The organism is Bradyrhizobium sp. CCBAU 11430 (assembly GCF_028128855.1).
Taxonomy (GTDB): domain Bacteria; phylum Pseudomonadota; class Alphaproteobacteria; order Rhizobiales; family Xanthobacteraceae; genus Bradyrhizobium; species Bradyrhizobium ottawaense.
In genome coordinates, this window is sequence record NZ_LBJV01000071.1 from 96,543 (window position 1) to 113,927 (window position 17,385).

The 17,385-nt window shown below is 64.8% G+C and carries 16 protein-coding genes and 1 pseudogene; 10 read left to right on the top strand and 7 right to left on the bottom strand.

Annotation, left to right across the window (positions count from 1 at the left end):
• Position 1 precedes the first annotated feature (1 nt).
• The 4 genes from XI04_RS31620 to XI04_RS31635 are packed head-to-tail and all read left to right on the top strand — an operon-like array spanning position 2 to position 3,622.
• A complete protein-coding gene (locus XI04_RS31620; RefSeq protein ID WP_271592417.1) occupies positions 2–1,051 on the top strand; it encodes an ABC transporter substrate-binding protein in 1,050 nt (349 codons plus the stop codon).
• Entirely contained in the window at positions 1,052–1,909 is an 858-nt protein-coding gene (locus XI04_RS31625) for an ABC transporter permease (protein ID WP_271592418.1), read from the top strand.
• Entirely contained in the window at positions 1,899–2,708 is an 810-nt protein-coding gene (locus tag XI04_RS31630) for an ABC transporter permease (RefSeq protein ID WP_212474893.1), read from the top strand. Before XI04_RS31625 ends, XI04_RS31630 begins: the two co-directional genes overlap by 11 nt.
• A 2-nt stretch (positions 2,709–2,710) precedes the next feature.
• Positions 2,711–3,622: a polysaccharide deacetylase family protein gene (locus XI04_RS31635; RefSeq protein ID WP_271609530.1), complete on the top strand. Its 912-nt coding sequence runs from the start codon at positions 2,711–2,713 to the stop codon at positions 3,620–3,622.
• Here XI04_RS31635 and XI04_RS31640 read toward each other — a convergent pair.
• On the bottom strand, positions 3,619–5,301 hold the full coding sequence (locus tag XI04_RS31640; RefSeq protein ID WP_038948182.1) for a methyl-accepting chemotaxis protein: 1,683 nt from the start codon (positions 5,299–5,301) through the stop codon (positions 3,619–3,621). The two genes, XI04_RS31635 and XI04_RS31640, sit on opposite strands and share 4 nt — an antisense overlap.
• A 286-nt stretch (positions 5,302–5,587) precedes the next feature.
• Here XI04_RS31640 and XI04_RS31645 point away from each other — a divergent pair, with 286 nt between their 5' ends.
• Together XI04_RS31645 and XI04_RS31650 are read left to right on the top strand one after the other, a co-directional pair.
• Positions 5,588–6,088 (top strand): hypothetical protein, encoded by a 501-nt coding sequence (locus XI04_RS31645; protein ID WP_038948180.1) that lies wholly within the window; start codon positions 5,588–5,590, stop codon positions 6,086–6,088.
• A gap of 11 nt (positions 6,089–6,099) precedes the next feature.
• Positions 6,100–6,567, top strand: a complete 468-nt coding sequence (locus tag XI04_RS31650) for a hypothetical protein (protein WP_271609531.1) — start codon at positions 6,100–6,102, stop codon at positions 6,565–6,567.
• A 3-nt stretch (positions 6,568–6,570) separates the two neighbouring features.
• Here the strand turns inward: XI04_RS31650 and XI04_RS31655 are convergent, their stop codons facing one another.
• Entirely contained in the window at positions 6,571–7,170 is a 600-nt protein-coding gene (locus XI04_RS31655; RefSeq protein WP_028140447.1) for a TetR/AcrR family transcriptional regulator, read from the bottom strand.
• A gap of 160 nt (positions 7,171–7,330) precedes the next feature.
• Here XI04_RS31655 and XI04_RS31660 point away from each other — a divergent pair, with 160 nt between their 5' ends.
• On the top strand, positions 7,331–7,708 hold the full coding sequence (locus tag XI04_RS31660) for a tautomerase family protein (RefSeq protein ID WP_038971074.1): 378 nt from the start codon (positions 7,331–7,333) through the stop codon (positions 7,706–7,708).
• 19 nt (positions 7,709–7,727) lie between these two features.
• Here the strand turns inward: XI04_RS31660 and XI04_RS31665 are convergent, their stop codons facing one another.
• Entirely contained in the window at positions 7,728–8,654 is a 927-nt protein-coding gene (locus tag XI04_RS31665; protein WP_038971075.1) for a CobW family GTP-binding protein, read from the bottom strand.
• A 3-nt stretch (positions 8,655–8,657) separates the two neighbouring features.
• Positions 8,658–10,148, bottom strand: a complete 1,491-nt coding sequence (locus XI04_RS31670) for an amidohydrolase family protein (protein WP_152103541.1) — start codon at positions 10,146–10,148, stop codon at positions 8,658–8,660.
• A gap of 996 nt (positions 10,149–11,144) precedes the next feature.
• Between XI04_RS31670 and XI04_RS31675 the strand changes: the two genes are divergently transcribed.
• On the top strand, positions 11,145–12,098 hold the full coding sequence (locus XI04_RS31675; protein ID WP_049801859.1) for an alpha/beta hydrolase: 954 nt from the start codon (positions 11,145–11,147) through the stop codon (positions 12,096–12,098).
• Positions 12,099–12,254: 156 nt separating this feature from the next.
• Here XI04_RS31675 and XI04_RS31680 read toward each other — a convergent pair whose 3' ends face one another.
• Entirely contained in the window at positions 12,255–13,274 is a 1,020-nt protein-coding gene (locus XI04_RS31680) for an NADP-dependent oxidoreductase (protein ID WP_028140452.1), read from the bottom strand.
• Between the two features lie 70 nt (positions 13,275–13,344).
• Entirely contained in the window at positions 13,345–14,199 is an 855-nt protein-coding gene (locus XI04_RS31685) for an oxidoreductase (protein WP_028140453.1), read from the bottom strand.
• A 115-nt stretch (positions 14,200–14,314) separates the two neighbouring features.
• Here XI04_RS31685 and XI04_RS31690 point away from each other — a divergent pair, with 115 nt between their 5' ends.
• Both XI04_RS31690 and XI04_RS38940 read left to right on the top strand, forming a co-directional pair.
• On the top strand, positions 14,315–14,866 hold the full coding sequence (locus tag XI04_RS31690; protein WP_028140454.1) for a TetR/AcrR family transcriptional regulator: 552 nt from the start codon (positions 14,315–14,317) through the stop codon (positions 14,864–14,866).
• A 219-nt stretch (positions 14,867–15,085) separates the two neighbouring features.
• Positions 15,086–15,270, top strand: a pseudogene (locus XI04_RS38940) (hypothetical protein); the annotation flags it as partial.
• 18 nt (positions 15,271–15,288) lie between these two features.
• Here the strand turns inward: XI04_RS38940 and XI04_RS31700 are convergent.
• Positions 15,289–17,106, bottom strand: coding sequence for a DEAD/DEAH box helicase (locus tag XI04_RS31700; protein WP_095426753.1), 1,818 nt, complete (start codon positions 17,104–17,106; stop codon positions 15,289–15,291).
• Between the last annotated feature and the right edge of the window lie 279 nt (positions 17,107–17,385).

Below are 17,385 nucleotides of genomic sequence, written 5' to 3' on the forward strand. Positions count from 1 at the left end.
CATGAGCCTATCCCGAAGATCGCTGCTCACGACCGGTTCGGCCGCGCTTGCGGCGGCAAGCCTCGGATGGCCGACATCATCGCGCGCCGCGACCTCGATCGTGGCGACGACCTATCCCGGAAGCTTTGACGAAGCGTTTCGCGCCGTGGTCGGGCCGGCCTTCAAGAAGACCAGCGACGGCAGCGTCACCTTTACGCCCCTGCTCGGCGTCGACCAGATCGGCAAGATCCAGGCCTCGCGCAACGCGCCGCCGTTCGACGTGGTGCTGTTCGACGAGGGCCCGCTGATTCCGGCGATCGCAAGCGGCGTGTTGGAGAAATTCCCGGTCGAACAGTCAAAATCATACGCCGACATTCCGAGCGCGTTCCGCCATCCCGACGGCTACGCCCCCGTGATCACCTGTCAATTGATCGGCATCGCCTACAATCCGAAGAAGATCACGACACCGCCGACCTCCTGGGAGGATCTGTGGAAGCCCGAATACAAGGGACGCGTCGGCATCACCGGGCTCGGCTCGAGCCTCGGCACCGCCTTCATGGTCGAGATCGCAAAGCTGAACGGCGGCTCCGAGACCAATATCGAGCCGGCTTTTGAAGCGATGAAGAAGCTGCTGCCGAACGTCGGCGCGATCGCGGCCTCGCCCGGCGCGCTGGCGGCGCTGTTCCAGCAAGGTGAGATCGATATCGCCTTCAACTTCTGGAACAACGTGGCGCTGCTCGCCGCCAAGGGCGTCGATATTGCCTTCGCCAAGCCGAAATCGGGCGCCGTCGTGATCCGCACCAGCGCGCAGATCGTGAAGAACAACCAGGATCCGAAGGCGGTGCTCGAGTATCTCGACACCGCGATGTCAGCCGAAACGCAAAAGGGCATCGAGGCGGCGCCCTGGGTGATGATGCCGACCAACAGAAAGGTCGTGCTGACTGGCGCGAATCTCACTGTCGCCAAGAGCGTCGACGAGCTCGTTTCCAACAATGTGCTGCTCGACTGGACCAAGTTCCAGCCGCTGCGCGGCGAATGGATCACCCGCTTCAGCAAGGAAGTGAAGATCTAGATGATTCGAACTAGCACGAGCGCATCAAGACAGCTGCTGCCGGTGGTCCCGCTGGCGACACTGTTCTTCGCAGCCTTCGTGCTGCCGCTGCTCGCGCTCGTCGCGATCAGCCTGTTCCGCACGCCACAGTTCGCGGAGCTGTCGCTGGCGCAATATCTGCGCTTCTTCACCGATCCGTTCAGCATCAAGGTGCTGACGGACACGTTATGGTTAGGGGCAGAAGTCGCGCTGGCGACGCTGGTCCTCGCCTATCCGCTCGCGCTCGTCTATGCTGCGAGCGGTCCGTTCATGCGCACCCTGATCACCTTCTTGATCATGCTGCCGCTGCTGACCAGCACGGTGGTGCGCACCTTCGCCTGGATCGTCATCCTCGGCCGCGACGGCATCGTCAACTCGGCGATGCTGTCGCTGGGGTTCTGGCAAGCGCCTGCCCGTCTGCTCTACACCTGGGAGGGCATGGTCCTGGCGCTGACGCAGATACAGCTCCCGTTGATGGCGCTGCCGGTCATCAACAGCCTGCTGCGGCTCGACGGCAACTTGACGCGGGCGGCAGAGGGCCTCGGCGCAAGCCGCGCCCGCATCTTCGTCACTGTCATCCTGCCGCTGACGCTGCCCGGCGCCATCGCCGGATGGCTGCTCGTCTTTGCCGCGGCGGCGACCGCCTTCATCACCCAGACGCTGGTGGGCGGCGGACGCATCATCCTGATGCCGTCCTACATCTACCAGCAGGCGGTCGGCGTGCAGGACTGGCCGTTCTCGGCCGCGCTGTCGCTGATCTTCACGCTGGCCGTGACCGGCATCGTCTTTGCCGTCGGTGCGCTGTCCCGCCGCTACGTGCGAGGCGTCGATGCAGCGTAGCTTCGTCGATCGAGTATATTCGGGCGTCGTTGGCACGATCACCGGCCTCGGGATGCTGCTGCTATTGGCGCCGACACTGGTCGTTGTCATCATTTCCTTCACCGGTGGCATCACCCTGAAATTCCCGCCGCCGAGCTGGTCGCTGCGCTGGTATGTCGAACTGCTGCAATCGCAGGAGATCGTCGAGCCCGCGCTGACCAGCTTCAAGGTCGCGGCGGCGGCGACGATCCTCTCCGCGATGCTGGGCGGCGCGGCGGCGCTCGGACTGGCGCGCAGCAGGCTGAAGATCGCTCGCGTGCTGGACGCGCTGTTCATGTCGCCGATGGTGCTGCCCGCGATGGCCTTCGGCCTGTCGCTGCTGCTGGTCTTCAACCTGCTCGGCATCCGCCTGTCCGCGGCGACGCTCGTGCTCGGCCACACCGTCATCTGCGTGCCCTTCGTGATCCGGATGGTCGGCGCTTCCGTGCAGCAGCTCAATCCGGTGCTGATCACCTGCTCGCTCAGCCTGGGCGCCAGCCGCTGGTACACGTTCCGTCGTATCACGCTGCCGTTGATCCGCCGCGGCATCGTCGCGAGCTGCTTTGTCGCGTTCCTGACCTCGTTCGACAATGTGCCGGTGTCGCTGTTCCTCGCCGATGCCCGCACCGAAGTCCTGCCGATCAAGCTCTGGGCGATCCTCGAGGGCAGCCTCGACGTCCGGGTCGCCGCGGTCTCCGGCGTGATCGTACTGGTGACACTCGCCGGGCTCGTCTGCGCCGAGATCTTCGGCGGCGTCAGCCGCCAGATCGGGAATCGCTGATCATGCCGATCGAACGCGATCTTCGCGGATACGGCCGCGCGCGCCCGGATATCGTCTGGCCGAACGGCGCCCGCGTCGCGGTGTCGCTCGTGGTGAACTTCGAGGAAGGCGCCGAGCTCGCAGTCGAGCAGGGCGACGCCGAGACCGAGCGCTACGGCGAGGTCGCATCGACATCACCGCCCGGCGTGCGCGATCTCGTGCAGGAGCAGGTGTTTGACTACGGCATGCGCTCCGGCCTGTGGCGCTTCCTCGACGCCTTCGCCGACGCGAAGGTACGCTCGACCTTCATGATGTGCGGCCGCGCGGTCGAGCGCGTGCCTGAGCTTGCCCGTGCCGTGATCGAAGCGGGACACGAGCCGGCGGTGCACGGCTGGCGCTGGCTGCCGCACGCGCGCTACGGCGATGCCGAGACGGAGCGTCGCGACATCGAGCGGACGCGCGACGTCATTGCCCGCGCCACGGGCGTCACGCCGGTCGGCTTCATGACCCGCGGCAGCCAGAGCGCCTGGACGCGTGACATCCTTATCGATCTCGGCTTCGCCTACGATTCCAACGCACTCGACGACGACCTGCCCTATTGGAGCCGGTCGCCGCACGGATCGATGCTGATCCTGCCCTACGGCTTCGACACCAACGACATGAAGTTCTTCCATCCGAACGGCTTCGTGCAGCCGGATGATTTTTCCGGTTACGTCAGCGCCGCGGTCGCGACGCTGATCGAGGAGGCCGAGCGCGGCCGCTCCGCGATGCTGTCGATCGGATTCCACCTGCGCATTTGCGGCCGGCCCGCGCGTTTCCGCGCAGTGAAGGCCATTCTCGCGGAACTGGCGCGACTCGAGGGCCGCGTCTGGGTGGCGACACGCGTCGACATAGCGAACCATTTTCGCGGCGCCGCAAGCGAGCGCCGGACCTAGGCCGCGCGCACGCCCGCGACGAAAGCGCTGACTTCGTTTTCGAGCGATTGCAGCTTCTGCGTCAGGCGGCCGCTCGATTGCAGCACGAGGCCTGCGGCCTGGCCGGTCGCCGCGGTCGCGTCGCTGACGCCGGAGATGTTCTGCGAGACCTGGTCGGTTCCGGAGGCCGCCTCCTGCACGCTGTGGGCGATCGCCTGCGTCGCGGCGCCCTGCTCCTCGACCGCGGCAGCGATCGATGAGGAGATCTCGTTGACCTCCATGATGGTGGCACGGATGCTCTCGATGTTGCCGACGACCTGATTGGTCTCGGCCTGGATCGCCGTGATCTGAGCGCCGATCTCGTCGGTCGCTTTTGCCGTCTGGCTCGCCAGCGACTTCACTTCGCTCGCAACCACCGCAAAGCCCTTGCCGGCTTCGCCCGCCCGCGCCGCCTCGATCGTGGCGTTGAGCGCGAGCAGATTGGTCTGCGAGGCGATCTGGTTGATGAGGTCGATGACCTCGCCGATCTTGTGCGCGGCCGCTGCCAGCCCCTGCACGGTGTCGTTGGTGCGCTGACCGTCGGCGGCGGCCTTGTCGGCCACCGTCGCGGCCTGTGCGACGCGCTGGCTGATCTCCGAGATCGAGGACGACAGCTGGCCGGCGGCGGAGGCCACCGTCTGCACGTTGCTCGAGGCCTGCTGGCAGGCGGAGGCGACGAAGCTCGCGCGGTCGGTCGCCTTGTCCGCGGTTTCCGACATGCCCTGGGCTGCCTGCTGCATCGCGCGCGCCTCGTTGAAGACGTCGCGGACGACGGCCTGAACGCTCGCCTCGAACTTGCCGGCGAGATCGGTCATCGCCTTGCGCTTCTCGCCGTCGGCCCGCTGCTTCGCCTCCTGCTGCTCGGCATGCATCCGCCCGACGGCCGACGCATTGTCCTTGAACACGGCCAGCGCCTTGGCGAGCCCGCCGACCTCGTTGTTGCGGTCGGTATAGGGCACCTCGAACGCGCTGTCGCCGGCGGCAAGCCGCTCGGTCAGCGCGGTGATTTTTGCCAGTGGCCGGGTCACGCTGCGGCCGATCACGAAGGACGCACCGAGGACCAGGACCAGCACGGCCAGACAGACATAGCCGAACGTCGTCGCGGCCTGGCGGAAGACGGCGTCGACATCGTCGAGATAGATGCCGGTGCCGATGATCCAGCCCCAGGGCGCAAAGCCCTTCACATAGGAGATTTTCCCGACCGGCTGGTCGAAGCCGGGCTTCGGCCAGAGGTAGCCGTAGAAGCCCGCGCCCTGCTTCTTGACGACGTCGACGAAGCCCATGAACAGCGCGTTGCCGGCGGGATCCTTCATCCCGGACAGATCCTTGCCGTCGAGCTCCGGCTTGATCGGATGCATGACCATCTTCGGGGCCATGTCGTTGATCCAGAAATACTCGACCTTGTCGTAGCGCAGGCTCTTGATCTCGGCGATCGCGGCGGCCTGGGCCTGCTCGCGCGGGAGTTTCCCGTCGCTCTCGAGCTTCTGGTAGTGGGCGAGGATGCCGTAGCCGACATCGACCATCTGCTGCGTCTTGGCCTGACGATCGGCGACCATCTGCGTGCGCAGGGTCGACAGCGCGATCGGCGCCAGCGCGATCATGCCGAGAAGGCTGATGCCGACAATCAGGACCAGCTTGAAACTGATGCGGGAGAAAATCATCGGAGCTCACGAAATTTGGCGGGACAGACATGCCAATTTATCCCGATCCTCTTAGCAAAGCTTTAAGCATTCGGGTTCCCCAAGCGGCCGCCGAGGCCCGGCCCGCCGCGCACGGCTTTCGCGCCCTCGCGGCGCCGCGCCCGTCTTCGAATATAAACCTCTTCAAAACTAGAAGACCTCGATATCGCCCCTGCGAGCGTTGACTTGGGGCGGGCTCCGGCAGAACGATCGATGCAGACAATCAGCGCCAGCTGTGGCGTGAGCGCAGCCAAGGGCCAGAGGTTTCATGCATCAATCGACATCATCAGGGTCTGTCGACCTTCCCGCGCTCAGTGCGGCGGAACGGCTCTTCATCTGGGGATTCCGGGCCAAGGCACGCAGCGGCGGCGCCGTTCCGACCGCAGCCGATGTCCAGGAGGTGTACGACCATTTCCGCGTGGGCGATGCCGTGCTCTCGCTGGAATCCATCATCGAGATCTTCGCCTGCACGGCCCACACCGCGATCGAGGTGCACTGCCCGACCTGTCCGCGCATGTCGGACAGCGAGCGCGGGATTCTGCAGGCCATCGCCGCGGCACAACAGGATCGCATCGACATCGTGCGCGAACGGTTCGAGAGCTGGCTGCCGCCGGTCGGCGCCGATTGGGCGCTGGCGCCCGTGCGGGGTCTCGCCACGATCTTCCGCATGGCTGGTCTCATCATGCCCGACCGGCAGGTGCGATCCTTCGACCATGACCGGACCATGGCGATGAAGAGCTGGCTGGTCGGAAGCCCGACATTGCACTGACGAGATCGGTCATGACCCCGGATATTTGCGGTTCTATGCCGGACGCCGGCCAATCGCGGCTCTGTCCGCTCCAGGCCGCGCTTGGAGCGCGCCCCTGCGTCGACAGCTACGATGATTTCTGCCGCGTCGCGCTGTCGCTGTTCCGCTTCATCGGAGCGGCCTACACCACCGGCGCCTCCGATTGCTGGGAGGCCGCCTATCGCTTTGCCGACGAGGCACCTGATATTGCCGACAGTCCGCTGCTGGTTGCGCGCGTGGCCGCGCTGGTCAGAATCCTGCGCAGCGGCCGGCCATGCGAGCTGTGCTTCATGCCGCCGTCCTGTCGTCGGCTGTCGAAAGACGAGACGGAATTGATGCGGTTGCTGGCGGTCGCGCGCCGCAAGCAGCCGGGCGATCTCGAATCCATCGTCTGCGCGTTCGTCGGCTCGGGCAAGGAAGCCGCGGCGACACGGGCGGTCAACGCGCTTGCTCTGTGCTGACATCTAGCCGCCTTTCCTGCCGAGCACGAGATCAATGGTGTGCGCGGCGATCTTGCGCAATTGCGGCTCGTCGCCGAAGGCACGTTCGAGCACGGCGAGGCCGCGCGTCACGGTGACGATGTGCAGCGCCGCGGCCGCGGCATTGCCGTTGAACTCGCCGCGCTCGGCGCCTGCCGACAACGTGTCCTGAACCAGTGCTGTGATACGCGAAATAAGGCCCGCAAAGACCTGGCGCGCGTCTTCGTCCAACCCCTCGCCTTCCGCGGCGCCGAGCTCCATCAGCCCGCGCGTGGTCGGACAGCCGCGCGGCGGCGTGCCCGAGCGGAAATTGGTGATGGTCAGATCGAAGAACGCGGTGAGGCGCTTGCGCAAGGAGCCCGTCCCGAGCGCCTTCTGCAGCGCTGCGAGATAATCCCCGGCATAGCGTTCATAGGCCTGCAGGAACAGCGCTTCCTTGCTGCCGAAGGCGTTGTAGAGGCTGCCGCGCTGGACGCCGGCATCGCGCGCGATGTCCGACAGCGAGGTGCCGCGCACGCCCTTGCGCCAGAACTGGTCGAACGCGATGCGCAGGACCTCGTCATGATCGAATTCGCGCGGCCGCAAGCTCGGCTCCTTTTGGAAGTATTTGACACGACGTCAAGAACATGCTTTCTCGACATCGTGTCAAAAACCAATTGGAATTGATAGCCCGTTTCAACACTGGGCCGAACAGCGGCGCACGCATTCGCCCTGCTGGTCGGGCCCGCATGCAAAGGGACGCGCGATGCCTCTGCTCCACATCTCGATGCGCGCCGGCAAGCCGCAAGCCTACCGGCAGGCGATTCTCGACGGCCTCTACCGCGCCATGCGCGAGGCGCTGAGCGTGCCCGAGGGCGACGAGTTCATGACCATCAGCGAGCACGAGCCGGCGAATTTCCGCTGCGGCAACGCCTACGGCGTCGAGCGCAGCGACGACGCGGTGCTGATCCAGATCACGGTGTTCGCCTCGCGCACTCCCGAGCAGAAGAAAGCGCTGTACCGCCGCATCGCGGACATTCTCGGCGAAAGCCCGGGCATCCGGCCCGAGGACGTGTTCGTCAACGTGCTCGACGCCCCAGCTGAAAACTGGTCGGTTGGAAACGGCATCGCGCAGTTCGCGTGAGACGGCACAGACTGCAGCTTCATTCGGCAACGCACGCCTCCATGATGCCGTCGAGCTCGGTCTTCGACAGCACGCCGAGCTCGGCGATGAAGACGATCCGCGACCGTGGCACGCCTGCCGCCGGCGCCTCGCCAGGCGCGAGCGTGGCGCGGCCGGCGGCGAATTGAAACACCATCAGGCGGCCGGGCTGCTCGACGGTCTCGAACAGGCCTTTTGCGCGCGCGAGTTTTGGCGCCAGCTTGCCGATGGCCTGCTGCAGGCGGGGCAGCGAGATCGCGCGGTCCGAGGTCCAGCTCAGCGTCTCGAAGCGCTCCTCTGCCGGTCGTTTCGGGCCCGGATCGCGCGCCACGGGCGGACGCTCGACGTTCGCGGGGAACAGCAGCGCGGACGGAATCTCGCCATGCCGCGCCTCGACCACCACGGCGGGAAGGCGCAAGGCGCGGATGGCCTGACGCATCCGCGCACCCGCGCCCTCTTCCGCCAGATCCAGCTTGGTCAGCGCCACGATATCGGCGACGCGCAATTGCGAGCGCTGGAGGGCATCGTCCAGGGCGGCCGGCGGTGTCGCGGCGTCGATCACGCACAGCACCGTCTCCAGCGGCGCCTCGCGCAGGATCACGGGGTCCATCAGATTGCGGACGATGTCGGCGGGATCGGCGACGCCGCTGGTCTCGATCACGATGTAGTCCGGTTTCGGATCTCGCCGCAGCAGTGTCGAAAGCGTGCGCAGGAGATCGCCTTCGAGCGAGCAGCAGATGCAGCCGTTGGCGAGGCTGACAACGCCGTCGCTGGCGCCCGCGATCAGTTCCGCATCGATGTTGATAGCGCCGAAATCGTTGACGATCGCGGCGATCCGCCGTCCCTCCGCATGCGCCAACAGATGGTTCACGACCGTGGTCTTGCCCGCCCCCAGAAAGCCCGTCACCAGGAGAATGGGGACCGGCATGGGTCAGCCCCCGACGACGGGGCGGCGCACCGGCTTACCCGGCCGCGCCGCCAGATCCAGCACGCCGTCGCTGATCAGCACCTGGCCGCTGACCACGAGATGCCGCACGCCTTCGGAGGGACGGTTCATCGCCGTGAAGGTCGCACGGTCCGAGAGCTTCTCGTAGTCGAACACGACGATGTCGGCGTCCGCGTCCTTCGTCAGCCGGCCCTTGGCGCGCATCGCCGGCGTGCTCTGCGACAGGATTTCCGCCGGGATCAGCGCGCATTTGCGCACGCCTTCGAGCAGCGACACGGTCTTGCGCTCGCGCACCCATTCGCGGATGAATTTCGTGAAGCAGCCGGCCGAGCGCGGATGCGAGGTGGCATCGTCAGGCAGCGGCCAGGCATCACCGGTGTAGGTCTTGCCGTCCGACGTCGTCCACGGCATCGCGTCGGACGCGATCGCGCCGCCGGGATACAGCACCGACATGTCGAGCAGGTCGCGGTGATGCGCATTGTTATCGATGTCGAGGATGTGCCAGAGCACCAGCGAGGACGGCTCTTCGGCCTGCGCCTTCAAGAGCTCCTCGCGGTCATGGAAGCGATAGCCGTCGGTCACGCGCTGCACGGAATCGTAGCCGGTGCCGTTGCGTTCGACGAATTCGGGGTCGCTGAAGAAGGCGGCGGCCAGCACGGTCGAACCGGTGCCGTAAGGATAGGCTTCGACCGTGATGGGCAGGCCCTGCGCCTGCGCCTTCGCGATCAGCACGCGGCAACGCTCGACGTCGGTCTTGCTCGACGAATTGAAATGGCAGATGTGCATGTGCGCGCCGGTGGCGCCGGCATAGCCGATCAGGCGAATATAGGCTTCCACCGCGCTCTCGGGGTCGATGCGCGACATGAAGGCGACGTGGGTGAAGGTCGGCACGTCCTTGGCGGCGGCGAGCTGGCAGACCGCGGTCAGCTCCTGCACGCCGGCGCCCGGCGCGTAGGCATTGAGGATGCCGACGCCGATGCCGCCTTCATCGAGACCGCGCGAAAGACGCTCGAGAATGCCGGCGACTTCCGCATCACTCGCCACGTTGTCCATCCAGCGGCGGTCGCGCATGGCGTTGCCGAACGCCTCCAGCGAGCTCTCCGCATTGGAGCCGGTCATCGCGCCGATACGCGCAAACGCCCAGTTGGTAGCGGCGCCGTAGTTCAGCACGCGGCCTTTTCTCGCCTGGCGCTCATACCAGGACCCGACCGGCAGCACGCCGGCCTCGAGATCGAGCGTCGTCGTCACCCCGTCGAACGCCTGCATGCGGTCCGCCGGAATGGATTGGCCATGGGCGTGCAGGTCGATGAAGCCGGGGGCGACCACGAGCCCGGTCGCGTCGATCACCCGCTCGGCGCTGCCGAGGCCCGTGCCGACCGCGGCGACCTTGCCGTCCACCACCGCCACGTCGCCGACGGCGTCCATCCCAGTCGCGGGATCCACCACCCGGCCGCCAGAGATCACCAAGCCGCTCATATCGTCACTCCCTCCACCTCGAAAACGCATCAAGGCAGATTCCGGAAGCGACGACCACCTCCACTGAAGCCGACGCAGCATGCTCGCACGGAAGGTCATCTGGCAGGCAACCCGCGGACGCGCGCACGCGTCCTCGCGGCATGTTTTGCCCGAGTGATGCTGCTCTCCTCACCCTCTCGAAAGAAAGGGCGCAGGGAAGGCCGGGCGCCGGCTGGCACCCGTAAAGCCCCCGTGCTGAACAGATTGCACACGCAATGCACAGGGGAGACACAGGGCAGCCGATACCAGGCCTTCCCTGCGCGATGGTCTGACGGCCAATATGCCGCGCTCTCCCGGGAGCCGAACTTTCCTTCTGGCCTCCCTCGCCCCGCGAATTGGATGATGCAGTCTGCCCGGTTGGGCTCGCTCGCATCTCCGCGAAAGGCTTGACCGTAGCAACGACGGCCAGGACCACGCGGTTTTGCCGTACGCAGGAGCGCCGTTCGTCTTCGCGGGTCACGCGCGCTCACGAGGTTCTCTCGCCCTGCACGCGCAAGCTCCGCCTTTAACGCCGCCCGCATCCACCGCAACTCCCCGCCCGCGTTCGAAACGACGTACGACCGCCCCTTTGGTGGGCTGGGATGGCCGACACATACGACAAATCCGAATTTCGGTAAAGGGGAATATTTTTGCGGGGAGGGGTTTGACAGAACTCTGGCCTGTTTCGCTTGACGGGGCGGGGCCTACGCGGCGAAAGCCACGGAGTAAGCCTTGCGCGATTGTGCACGCTCCACGCGATCGGCATCATCGGCTGATGCGGCACCTGTTCGAAGGCCATGACTTTTGAACCGGCCGCGAAGCGGCTCCGCCGTCTTCTCGCCTGCATTGTCATTCAGTGAGCTAGGCGGGGCGGCGTGAGGTGGGCAAAGTTCCCAAAGGTTCCCAGTGATCGTCCGACGTCCTCAGCAACGCGACTCCCGTCATTCCGTTTCGCGCCGCGCTTTCCTCGGCGGGCTTATGTCGGCAGGAAGTGCCGTCGCACTCGGCGGATGCGCTGGCCTGGGTGCAACCGGCGCGCGCTTCGACGCGTCGTCGCTCTCGCTTGACCCGACAGTGCTTGTCACCACCACGCGCAAGCCCGTCAACGGCGCCCGTGCCAAACCCTGGTTTGGGCCGGAACGCGCGACGGCCATGACGGTCGCGCGGGCCAAGCTGGCGGCGCCGGACGAGAGCCGTTTGTCCCTCGCCTCCGTTGGACTTGGCGACTGGCGCCTTGATCGGGTCGAACCGGTGCCGGCCGACGCTGGCGATCTCGCCGCGCAGGCCGGGACAGGCGACGTGCTGATCTATGTGCACGGCTTCAAGCAGACATTCGAGACGGCCGTGCTGGACGGCGCCCATCTCTCCGATGGCATCAAGTTCCGCGGCCGGACGATGGTGTTCTCCTGGCCCTCCAAGGCCGGCCTGTTCGACTATGCCTATGACCGCGACAGCGCGATGTGGTCGCGCGACGATTTCGAACGCGTGCTCTCCGCGCTCGTGTCGGCGCCAAGCGCCGGCCGCGTGCACATCGTCGCCCACAGCATGGGAACCATGCTGACGCTCGAAAGCCTGCGTCAGCTCCATGCGCGATACGGCGACACCGTCACGAGCAAGATCGGCGCGGTCGTGTTTGCCGCGCCCGATATCGACATGGACGTGTTCTCGTCGGCGATCCAGCGCATCGGTCCGCTGGCCGGCAAGATCACCGTGATCGCCGCGACGAACGACCGCGCACTCGCGCTGTCGGGCCAGATCGCAGGTGGAATGACCAGGGTCGGCGCCGCCGAAAAGGCCGTCATCGCGCGGCTCGGCGTGCGCGTGGTCGATGCCTCCCAGGAAGGCTGGGGCATCATCAACCACGATCTGTTCCTGTCGAATTCGGAGGTGCAGAAGGTGATCCGCCGCTCGATCGACGGCACGACGGCGTGAGAGAGTGGCTGCGCCGAGCCATGCGAAAGCTGGCTCCTGAGCATCGTCGTCGCGGCTACGAGGGGAAGGCGGCCGAATTCTGGGGGTGGCCGACGAAATGGCGCTCCCCGGGCCCTTCCGAAACACCTCGTTGTTGGACGCGGTATGGACGTTTTGTTAGCCAGAATTGGCGCTTGACCTCATCTGGACTACGACCTTCCCCTTGGCTCGCCCCTTTTCGAGATACGCCAGCGCCGCCTTCGCCTGTTCGAACGGAAATACCTTGTCGATCACCGGCCGGATGCGCTCGGCCTTGAGAAGCTCGCCGATCTCGGCGAGTTGGCTACCGTCGGGATGCACGAACAGGAATGAATATTCCGCGCCAATCTTGCCGGCATGGCGAATGATCTTGCGGCTCAGCAATCCGAACAGGAACACCATGAAGAAGTTCATCCCTCGGGCGCGCGCGAACGCGGCGTCCGGTGGCCCGATGAGCGAAGCTATCGTGCTTCCCGGCTTCAGGATCCGAAGCGATTTTTCGAGCGCATCGCCCCTGACCGTGCCTAGCACGGCGTCGTAGTCCCGCAGCACGTCCTCGAATTGCTGTGTCTTGTAGTCGACCACCTCGTCAGCCCCGAGGCTGCGCACCAGATCGACATTTCCTGTGCTGGTCGTCGTTCCCACCCGGGCTCCGAGATATGTCGCGAGCTGGATCGCAAAGGTGCCGATCCCGCCGGCGCCCGCGGGGATGAACACCTTCTGATGGGGCTTGAGACGCATGCGCTCCTTGAGCGCCTGCCACGATGTCAGGCCGACCATCGGGATCGAGGCCGCCTGCACGAAGTCCAGGTTTGGCGGCTTGAGCGCGGCGGCATGCTCCGGCACGCGCGCGAATTCGGCGAGAGCACCGGTTCCGAAATCGAAGATGCTGGCGAAGACGGCATCGCCCGGCTTGAAGCGGGTCACGCTGCTTCCGACCTCGACGACGACGCCCGCAAGATCACTGCCCAGCGTTGCCGGCAGCTGAAACTTGAGGATGGGCTTGAATGTTCCTTTGGGAATCATGTTGTCGATCGGGTTCAAGCCCGCGGCGTGAACCTGGACCAGAATTTCGTTCGGCTTGGGCGTCGGCCGGGGAATTTCAGCCAATGCGACCTGATTCGGCTTGCCGTAACGTTTGAAGACAAGAGCTTTCATCTTCCCTCTCGGTCCGAAGGTTCCTTGCAGTCGCGGTGGCAAGTGGCCGCGCGTACGCCGGTTGTTGCGGTCAGAAGGCCCGGGCGGTGCGGGCGGACTGCGACGCCCGCACATCAAGACGCAGGTCTTTTCGTATGCCGGCATCCACCAAGCCGACTGGCGCAAATCGCCGCAAGAATCGCAGGCGCTTCGCGAGGCTGCCAGCCGCGTACCGGACTTGCGGCCGCATCGCGCTCGCCGCCTTCAGCACGGTCTCGGCCACTACGGCCGGCTGTTCGGCCGTTGCCATCACCTCGTTCACCCTCTTGGTCACGCCCGCGCGCGCCTCGCGATATTCATCGAGCTTGGCATCGGGCTCCAGGAAGTTCGCGTCGAACGGCGTCTTGGTGTACGCGGGCTCAATCACCGAGACCCGAATGCCTCTCGTGCGCAGTTCATGGTCGAGCGACTCCGAGTAGCCGGCCACCGCGTGCTTGGTTGCGGCATAGAGCGCGCCATACGGCATCGGTAGAAAGCCAAGCACAGAGCCGATGTTGATGATGCGGCCACTCCCCTGGCGTCGCATGTGTGGCACGACGGCCCGCGTCATCCGGATCAGCCCGAAGAAGTTCGTGTCGAAGATCGCTCGTGCCTGATCCATCGAGCTCTCTTCCGCCCCCGCAGGGGCAACACCAAAGCCGGCATTGTTCACGAGCAGGTCGATGCGGCCCTCGCGCCGTATCACTTCGCTGACGGCTGCTTCTACCGATGCATCGCTGGTCACGTCGAGTGACAGCATCTCGAACGGATGCTTGCCAGCCTGTGTGCCCCGCCTGCTGGTGCCAAACACGTTATAGCCGGCGTTCGCAAGCCGCTCCGCCGTGGCCTGTCCGATTCCTGACGAGGCGCCGGTCACCAGCGCGATCTTCGGTTCAATCCTGTTCATAAGCCTCTCCGGCGCCACCACTCGGCTAGAAACATTTTGATTACGATCGTAACTATTGATATACATGACGACCGTAATTATAATTGTCAAGCCCCGTGATTGAGGACCAGCGAACATGCGCGTTTCAAAAGAACAGGCGGCGAAGAATCGCGAGCGCATCCTCGATACCGCCTCCCGCCTGATGCGCGAGCGCGGCATCTCCGGCGTGGGTGTCGATGCTCTTGCCGAGGCGGCCGGGATGACACACGGCAGCCTGTACAGTCAGTTCGGTTCCAAGGAACGGCTCGTCGAAGAAGCGGTGGCCTACGCGATCGCGGCCAAGGCGCAGGAATTGCCCGAGGCCTTTGCTCTCGACGATTACGTTTCGGACTACCTCTCGCCGGCCCATCGCGACGATCCGGCAAGCGGCTGCCCCTTTGCCGCCCTGGCTTGCGAGATGTCGCGCCAGAGCCGCGGCGTGAGAGAGCGCTTCACGGCCGGCGTGCGGGGCGCGATCGCTTTCCTGAGCGGCCGAATGGCCTCCACGCTGAAGCCACGGCAGAGTAGGGACAAGGCGCTCGCCGCCACCGCCTCCCTGGTCGGGGCCTTGGTCCTCGCCCGGGCGGTGAACGATCCCAAGCTGTCGGACGAGATACTTCGCGCGACGAGGAATTCGCTATCGGGGTGACGGGGCACTCAATTCACCGCTAGTCGAAGCTGCGAATGCAGCAGCTGCCACTGATTGCATTTCCATGGGAGGCGAGATGGTCTGTCTCGCCTTCGCGCAATCATCAGAATTACAAGTGACAGTGTACTCAATTGGATTTCCATAATGAGCCAGCTCTCCGCTATCGAGTAGCGACGATGGAGCGAATTGAGTGCACTGTCACCATAATTGCGCCCGACATCGACATCGATCGCAGGCGGAATGACGCGGGTCGGCGCCGCCGAGAAAGCCGCCATCGCCCGGCTCGGCGTGCGCGTGGTCGATGCCTCCCAGGAAGGCTGGGCATCATCAACCACGACCTGTTCCTGTCGAATGGGGAAGTGCAGAAGGTGATCCGCCGCTCGATCGACGGCACGACGGCGTGAGGGAGCGGCTGTGCCAGTCTACGCAATCAAACGCTGCACCAAGGCGGACTCGCTCGAATAGGTCAGGAGCGCCTCGTGAGTCGCCCGGGTCACCCCGACATAGGTCAATCGGACGCATTCCTCGACGGTCTCACCGTGACGGCCGAGCAAGCCCAGGCCAGCGATGGCGACGCAGGGAAACTCCAGCCCCTTCGCACTGTGCATGCTCAAGAACCGCACGGCCACCCGCTTGATCGAGACTCTGTTGCGATTGTCTTTGGCCATATCGATCGGCACGCCATGCGTGGCGAGTATCTGCGCGACCCGCCCGCCGATCCAGTGCTCCGGATAGAGACACGCCATCTGCGACCACTCGTACCCGGCCTTTTTCCGATCGAGAAACCATTCGGCGACGCAGTGAGCTTCTGCGTCGACGCTCACGCACCGCCGAACGTCCGGCTCCAGTCCTTGCCGACCCGCATCTTCGGGCAACAGGATGGCGTGCTCATCGTCGGCCGTGATGCCCGGAGCGCCAATGACGTCTGCAGCGAAGCGTCTCGCGAAGGCGACGATTTGCGCCGTGTTGCGGTAGTTGACTTTCAACACGGTCGTTCTGCCCTTGGCTTCGATGCCGAGCTGACTCCACACCGGCCGTTCACGTCCTTTGTAGATGGCCTGGATGTCGTCGTAGACGACCATCAACGCCTTGGTGCGCGGGTTCACCATCTTGGCCGCAAGCGCGAGCCATTGCGGCTCGAAGTCGTGGGCCTCGTCAATCAGGACAGCGTCGTACTGCTCCGCCGGGATATGGCCTTCATCTACAGCCTTCACGACCTCTGAAACGCTCGCAGCCAGTCGCTTTGCGTAGTCAGGATAGTCTCGCTCTGATGGGGCGGGAATCCCATACGTCCGCAGCATCCGGTAGCACCAGGAATGAAAGGTAAGAACCTGAACGCGGTTCTCTACGCCCCGGCTCTGCATGGCATCCTCAAGCCGCCCGGCGATGCCATTGGCGTAGCACAGGATGAGCACCGGCTTTGACGCCGCGCGCGCCAGATACTCGGCCCGGAAGGCCAGGATCAGCGTCTTGCCCGATCCGGCGACGCCGCGAATGATCCGATGCCCCTCTCCCAGACTGCGCGCGAACTGCTCCTGATGCATATCCATGACCGCAAGCGTCCGGTCCGCAGGATCGACCCCAGTCGCGTCGTCCAGAGGCAGGGCAATCTGTCGTATGCGTATTTCTGGAAAGAGCAGCGCACGCAGCCGGTCGAACTGCGGCATCGATAGAGGTTCTCCGAGACGCGGATAAACCATGCGCCACAATCTCGACCGGAATTCTTCGGGATCGGCGCCCTCCGTCATTTCATCCTTGAACACACATAAATGCTCGACGAAGACATCCTTGAGATTGGTCTGGTCGAACTGCTTGCGCGTGATATTCGTGAACACGGCCCCGAAGCCGAACGAAAGAAGGGATCGGCCCATGTAGCGATGACCGGGCGGAAACAGCAATTGCCCATCGCGCTCCAAGGTGCGCACGACCTCGAACGTATATTTGCGAGCCTGCTCGAGGGGATTGGTCTCCCGTACGACACCACGACTTGTCAGCAACTCGACCTTGGTCTTGTCCGCCGAAACGATCGTCTCCAGCCGCCAGTCTTTCACCTCGAGCACGAGCAGGCCGCTCGCGGGATGAACGATAATGAAATCCGGATGCCGGTTGAGAGGGCCAACAGGGAGGTTGTGCCAAACGACGGCGTTCTCTTCGAGGAAGTCCTTGAGCCGTTCCGCGAGTCGTAGCTCTCCACGGCTGTCGAAGCGCGCGAAGCCCAGACTGGGGATCAGGATTGCCATGCTGCGACCGCGAGGTTGATTTGAGCATCCGGCGTGACGATGGGAGCGGATGTTCGCGAAGCGCGCTGCATGTGACCCGAAGTCGCCATTGCGGACCATCCTGTGAGGCTACGTGCGTAGCAGAGCGGTCTCTCCAGGCTCACATGGTTGCCCAGAGTGTGCAGGTTTTCAATGGCTTAGGATTTGTCCGGCGCGCCGCTCAGGACATCGCGAACTCTTATGTAATTGAAATTGCCATACAACTTCGGCGAGACCTGGTGCCCAAACGGAGCGCAGCAA

What these genes read in the sequence shown, in the direction of transcription:
- XI04_RS31620 (WP_271592417.1), top strand. Translation starts at nt 2, where the DNA reads ATGAGCCTATCCCGAAGATCGCTGCTCACGACCGGTTCGGCCGCGCTT.
- XI04_RS31625 (WP_271592418.1), top strand. Translation starts at nt 1,052, where the DNA reads ATGATTCGAACTAGCACGAGCGCATCAAGACAGCTGCTGCCGGTGGTC.
- XI04_RS31630 (WP_212474893.1), top strand. Translation starts at nt 1,899, where the DNA reads ATGCAGCGTAGCTTCGTCGATCGAGTATATTCGGGCGTCGTTGGCACG.
- XI04_RS31635 (WP_271609530.1), top strand. Translation starts at nt 2,711, where the DNA reads ATGCCGATCGAACGCGATCTTCGCGGATACGGCCGCGCGCGCCCGGAT.
- XI04_RS31640 (WP_038948182.1), bottom strand. Translation starts at nt 5,301, where the DNA reads ATGATTTTCTCCCGCATCAGTTTCAAGCTGGTCCTGATTGTCGGCATC.
- XI04_RS31645 (WP_038948180.1), top strand. Translation starts at nt 5,588, where the DNA reads ATGCATCAATCGACATCATCAGGGTCTGTCGACCTTCCCGCGCTCAGT.
- XI04_RS31650 (WP_271609531.1), top strand. Translation starts at nt 6,100, where the DNA reads ATGACCCCGGATATTTGCGGTTCTATGCCGGACGCCGGCCAATCGCGG.
- XI04_RS31660 (WP_038971074.1), top strand. Translation starts at nt 7,331, where the DNA reads ATGCCTCTGCTCCACATCTCGATGCGCGCCGGCAAGCCGCAAGCCTAC.
- XI04_RS31665 (WP_038971075.1), bottom strand. Translation starts at nt 8,654, where the DNA reads ATGCCGGTCCCCATTCTCCTGGTGACGGGCTTTCTGGGGGCGGGCAAG.
- XI04_RS31670 (WP_152103541.1), bottom strand. Translation starts at nt 10,148, where the DNA reads ATGAGCGGCTTGGTGATCTCTGGCGGCCGGGTGGTGGATCCCGCGACT.
- XI04_RS31675 (WP_049801859.1), top strand. Translation starts at nt 11,145, where the DNA reads ATGTCGGCAGGAAGTGCCGTCGCACTCGGCGGATGCGCTGGCCTGGGT.
- XI04_RS31680 (WP_028140452.1), bottom strand. Translation starts at nt 13,274, where the DNA reads ATGAAAGCTCTTGTCTTCAAACGTTACGGCAAGCCGAATCAGGTCGCA.
- XI04_RS31685 (WP_028140453.1), bottom strand. Translation starts at nt 14,199, where the DNA reads ATGAACAGGATTGAACCGAAGATCGCGCTGGTGACCGGCGCCTCGTCA.
- XI04_RS31690 (WP_028140454.1), top strand. Translation starts at nt 14,315, where the DNA reads ATGCGCGTTTCAAAAGAACAGGCGGCGAAGAATCGCGAGCGCATCCTC.
- XI04_RS31700 (WP_095426753.1), bottom strand. Translation starts at nt 17,106, where the DNA reads ATGGCAATCCTGATCCCCAGTCTGGGCTTCGCGCGCTTCGACAGCCGT.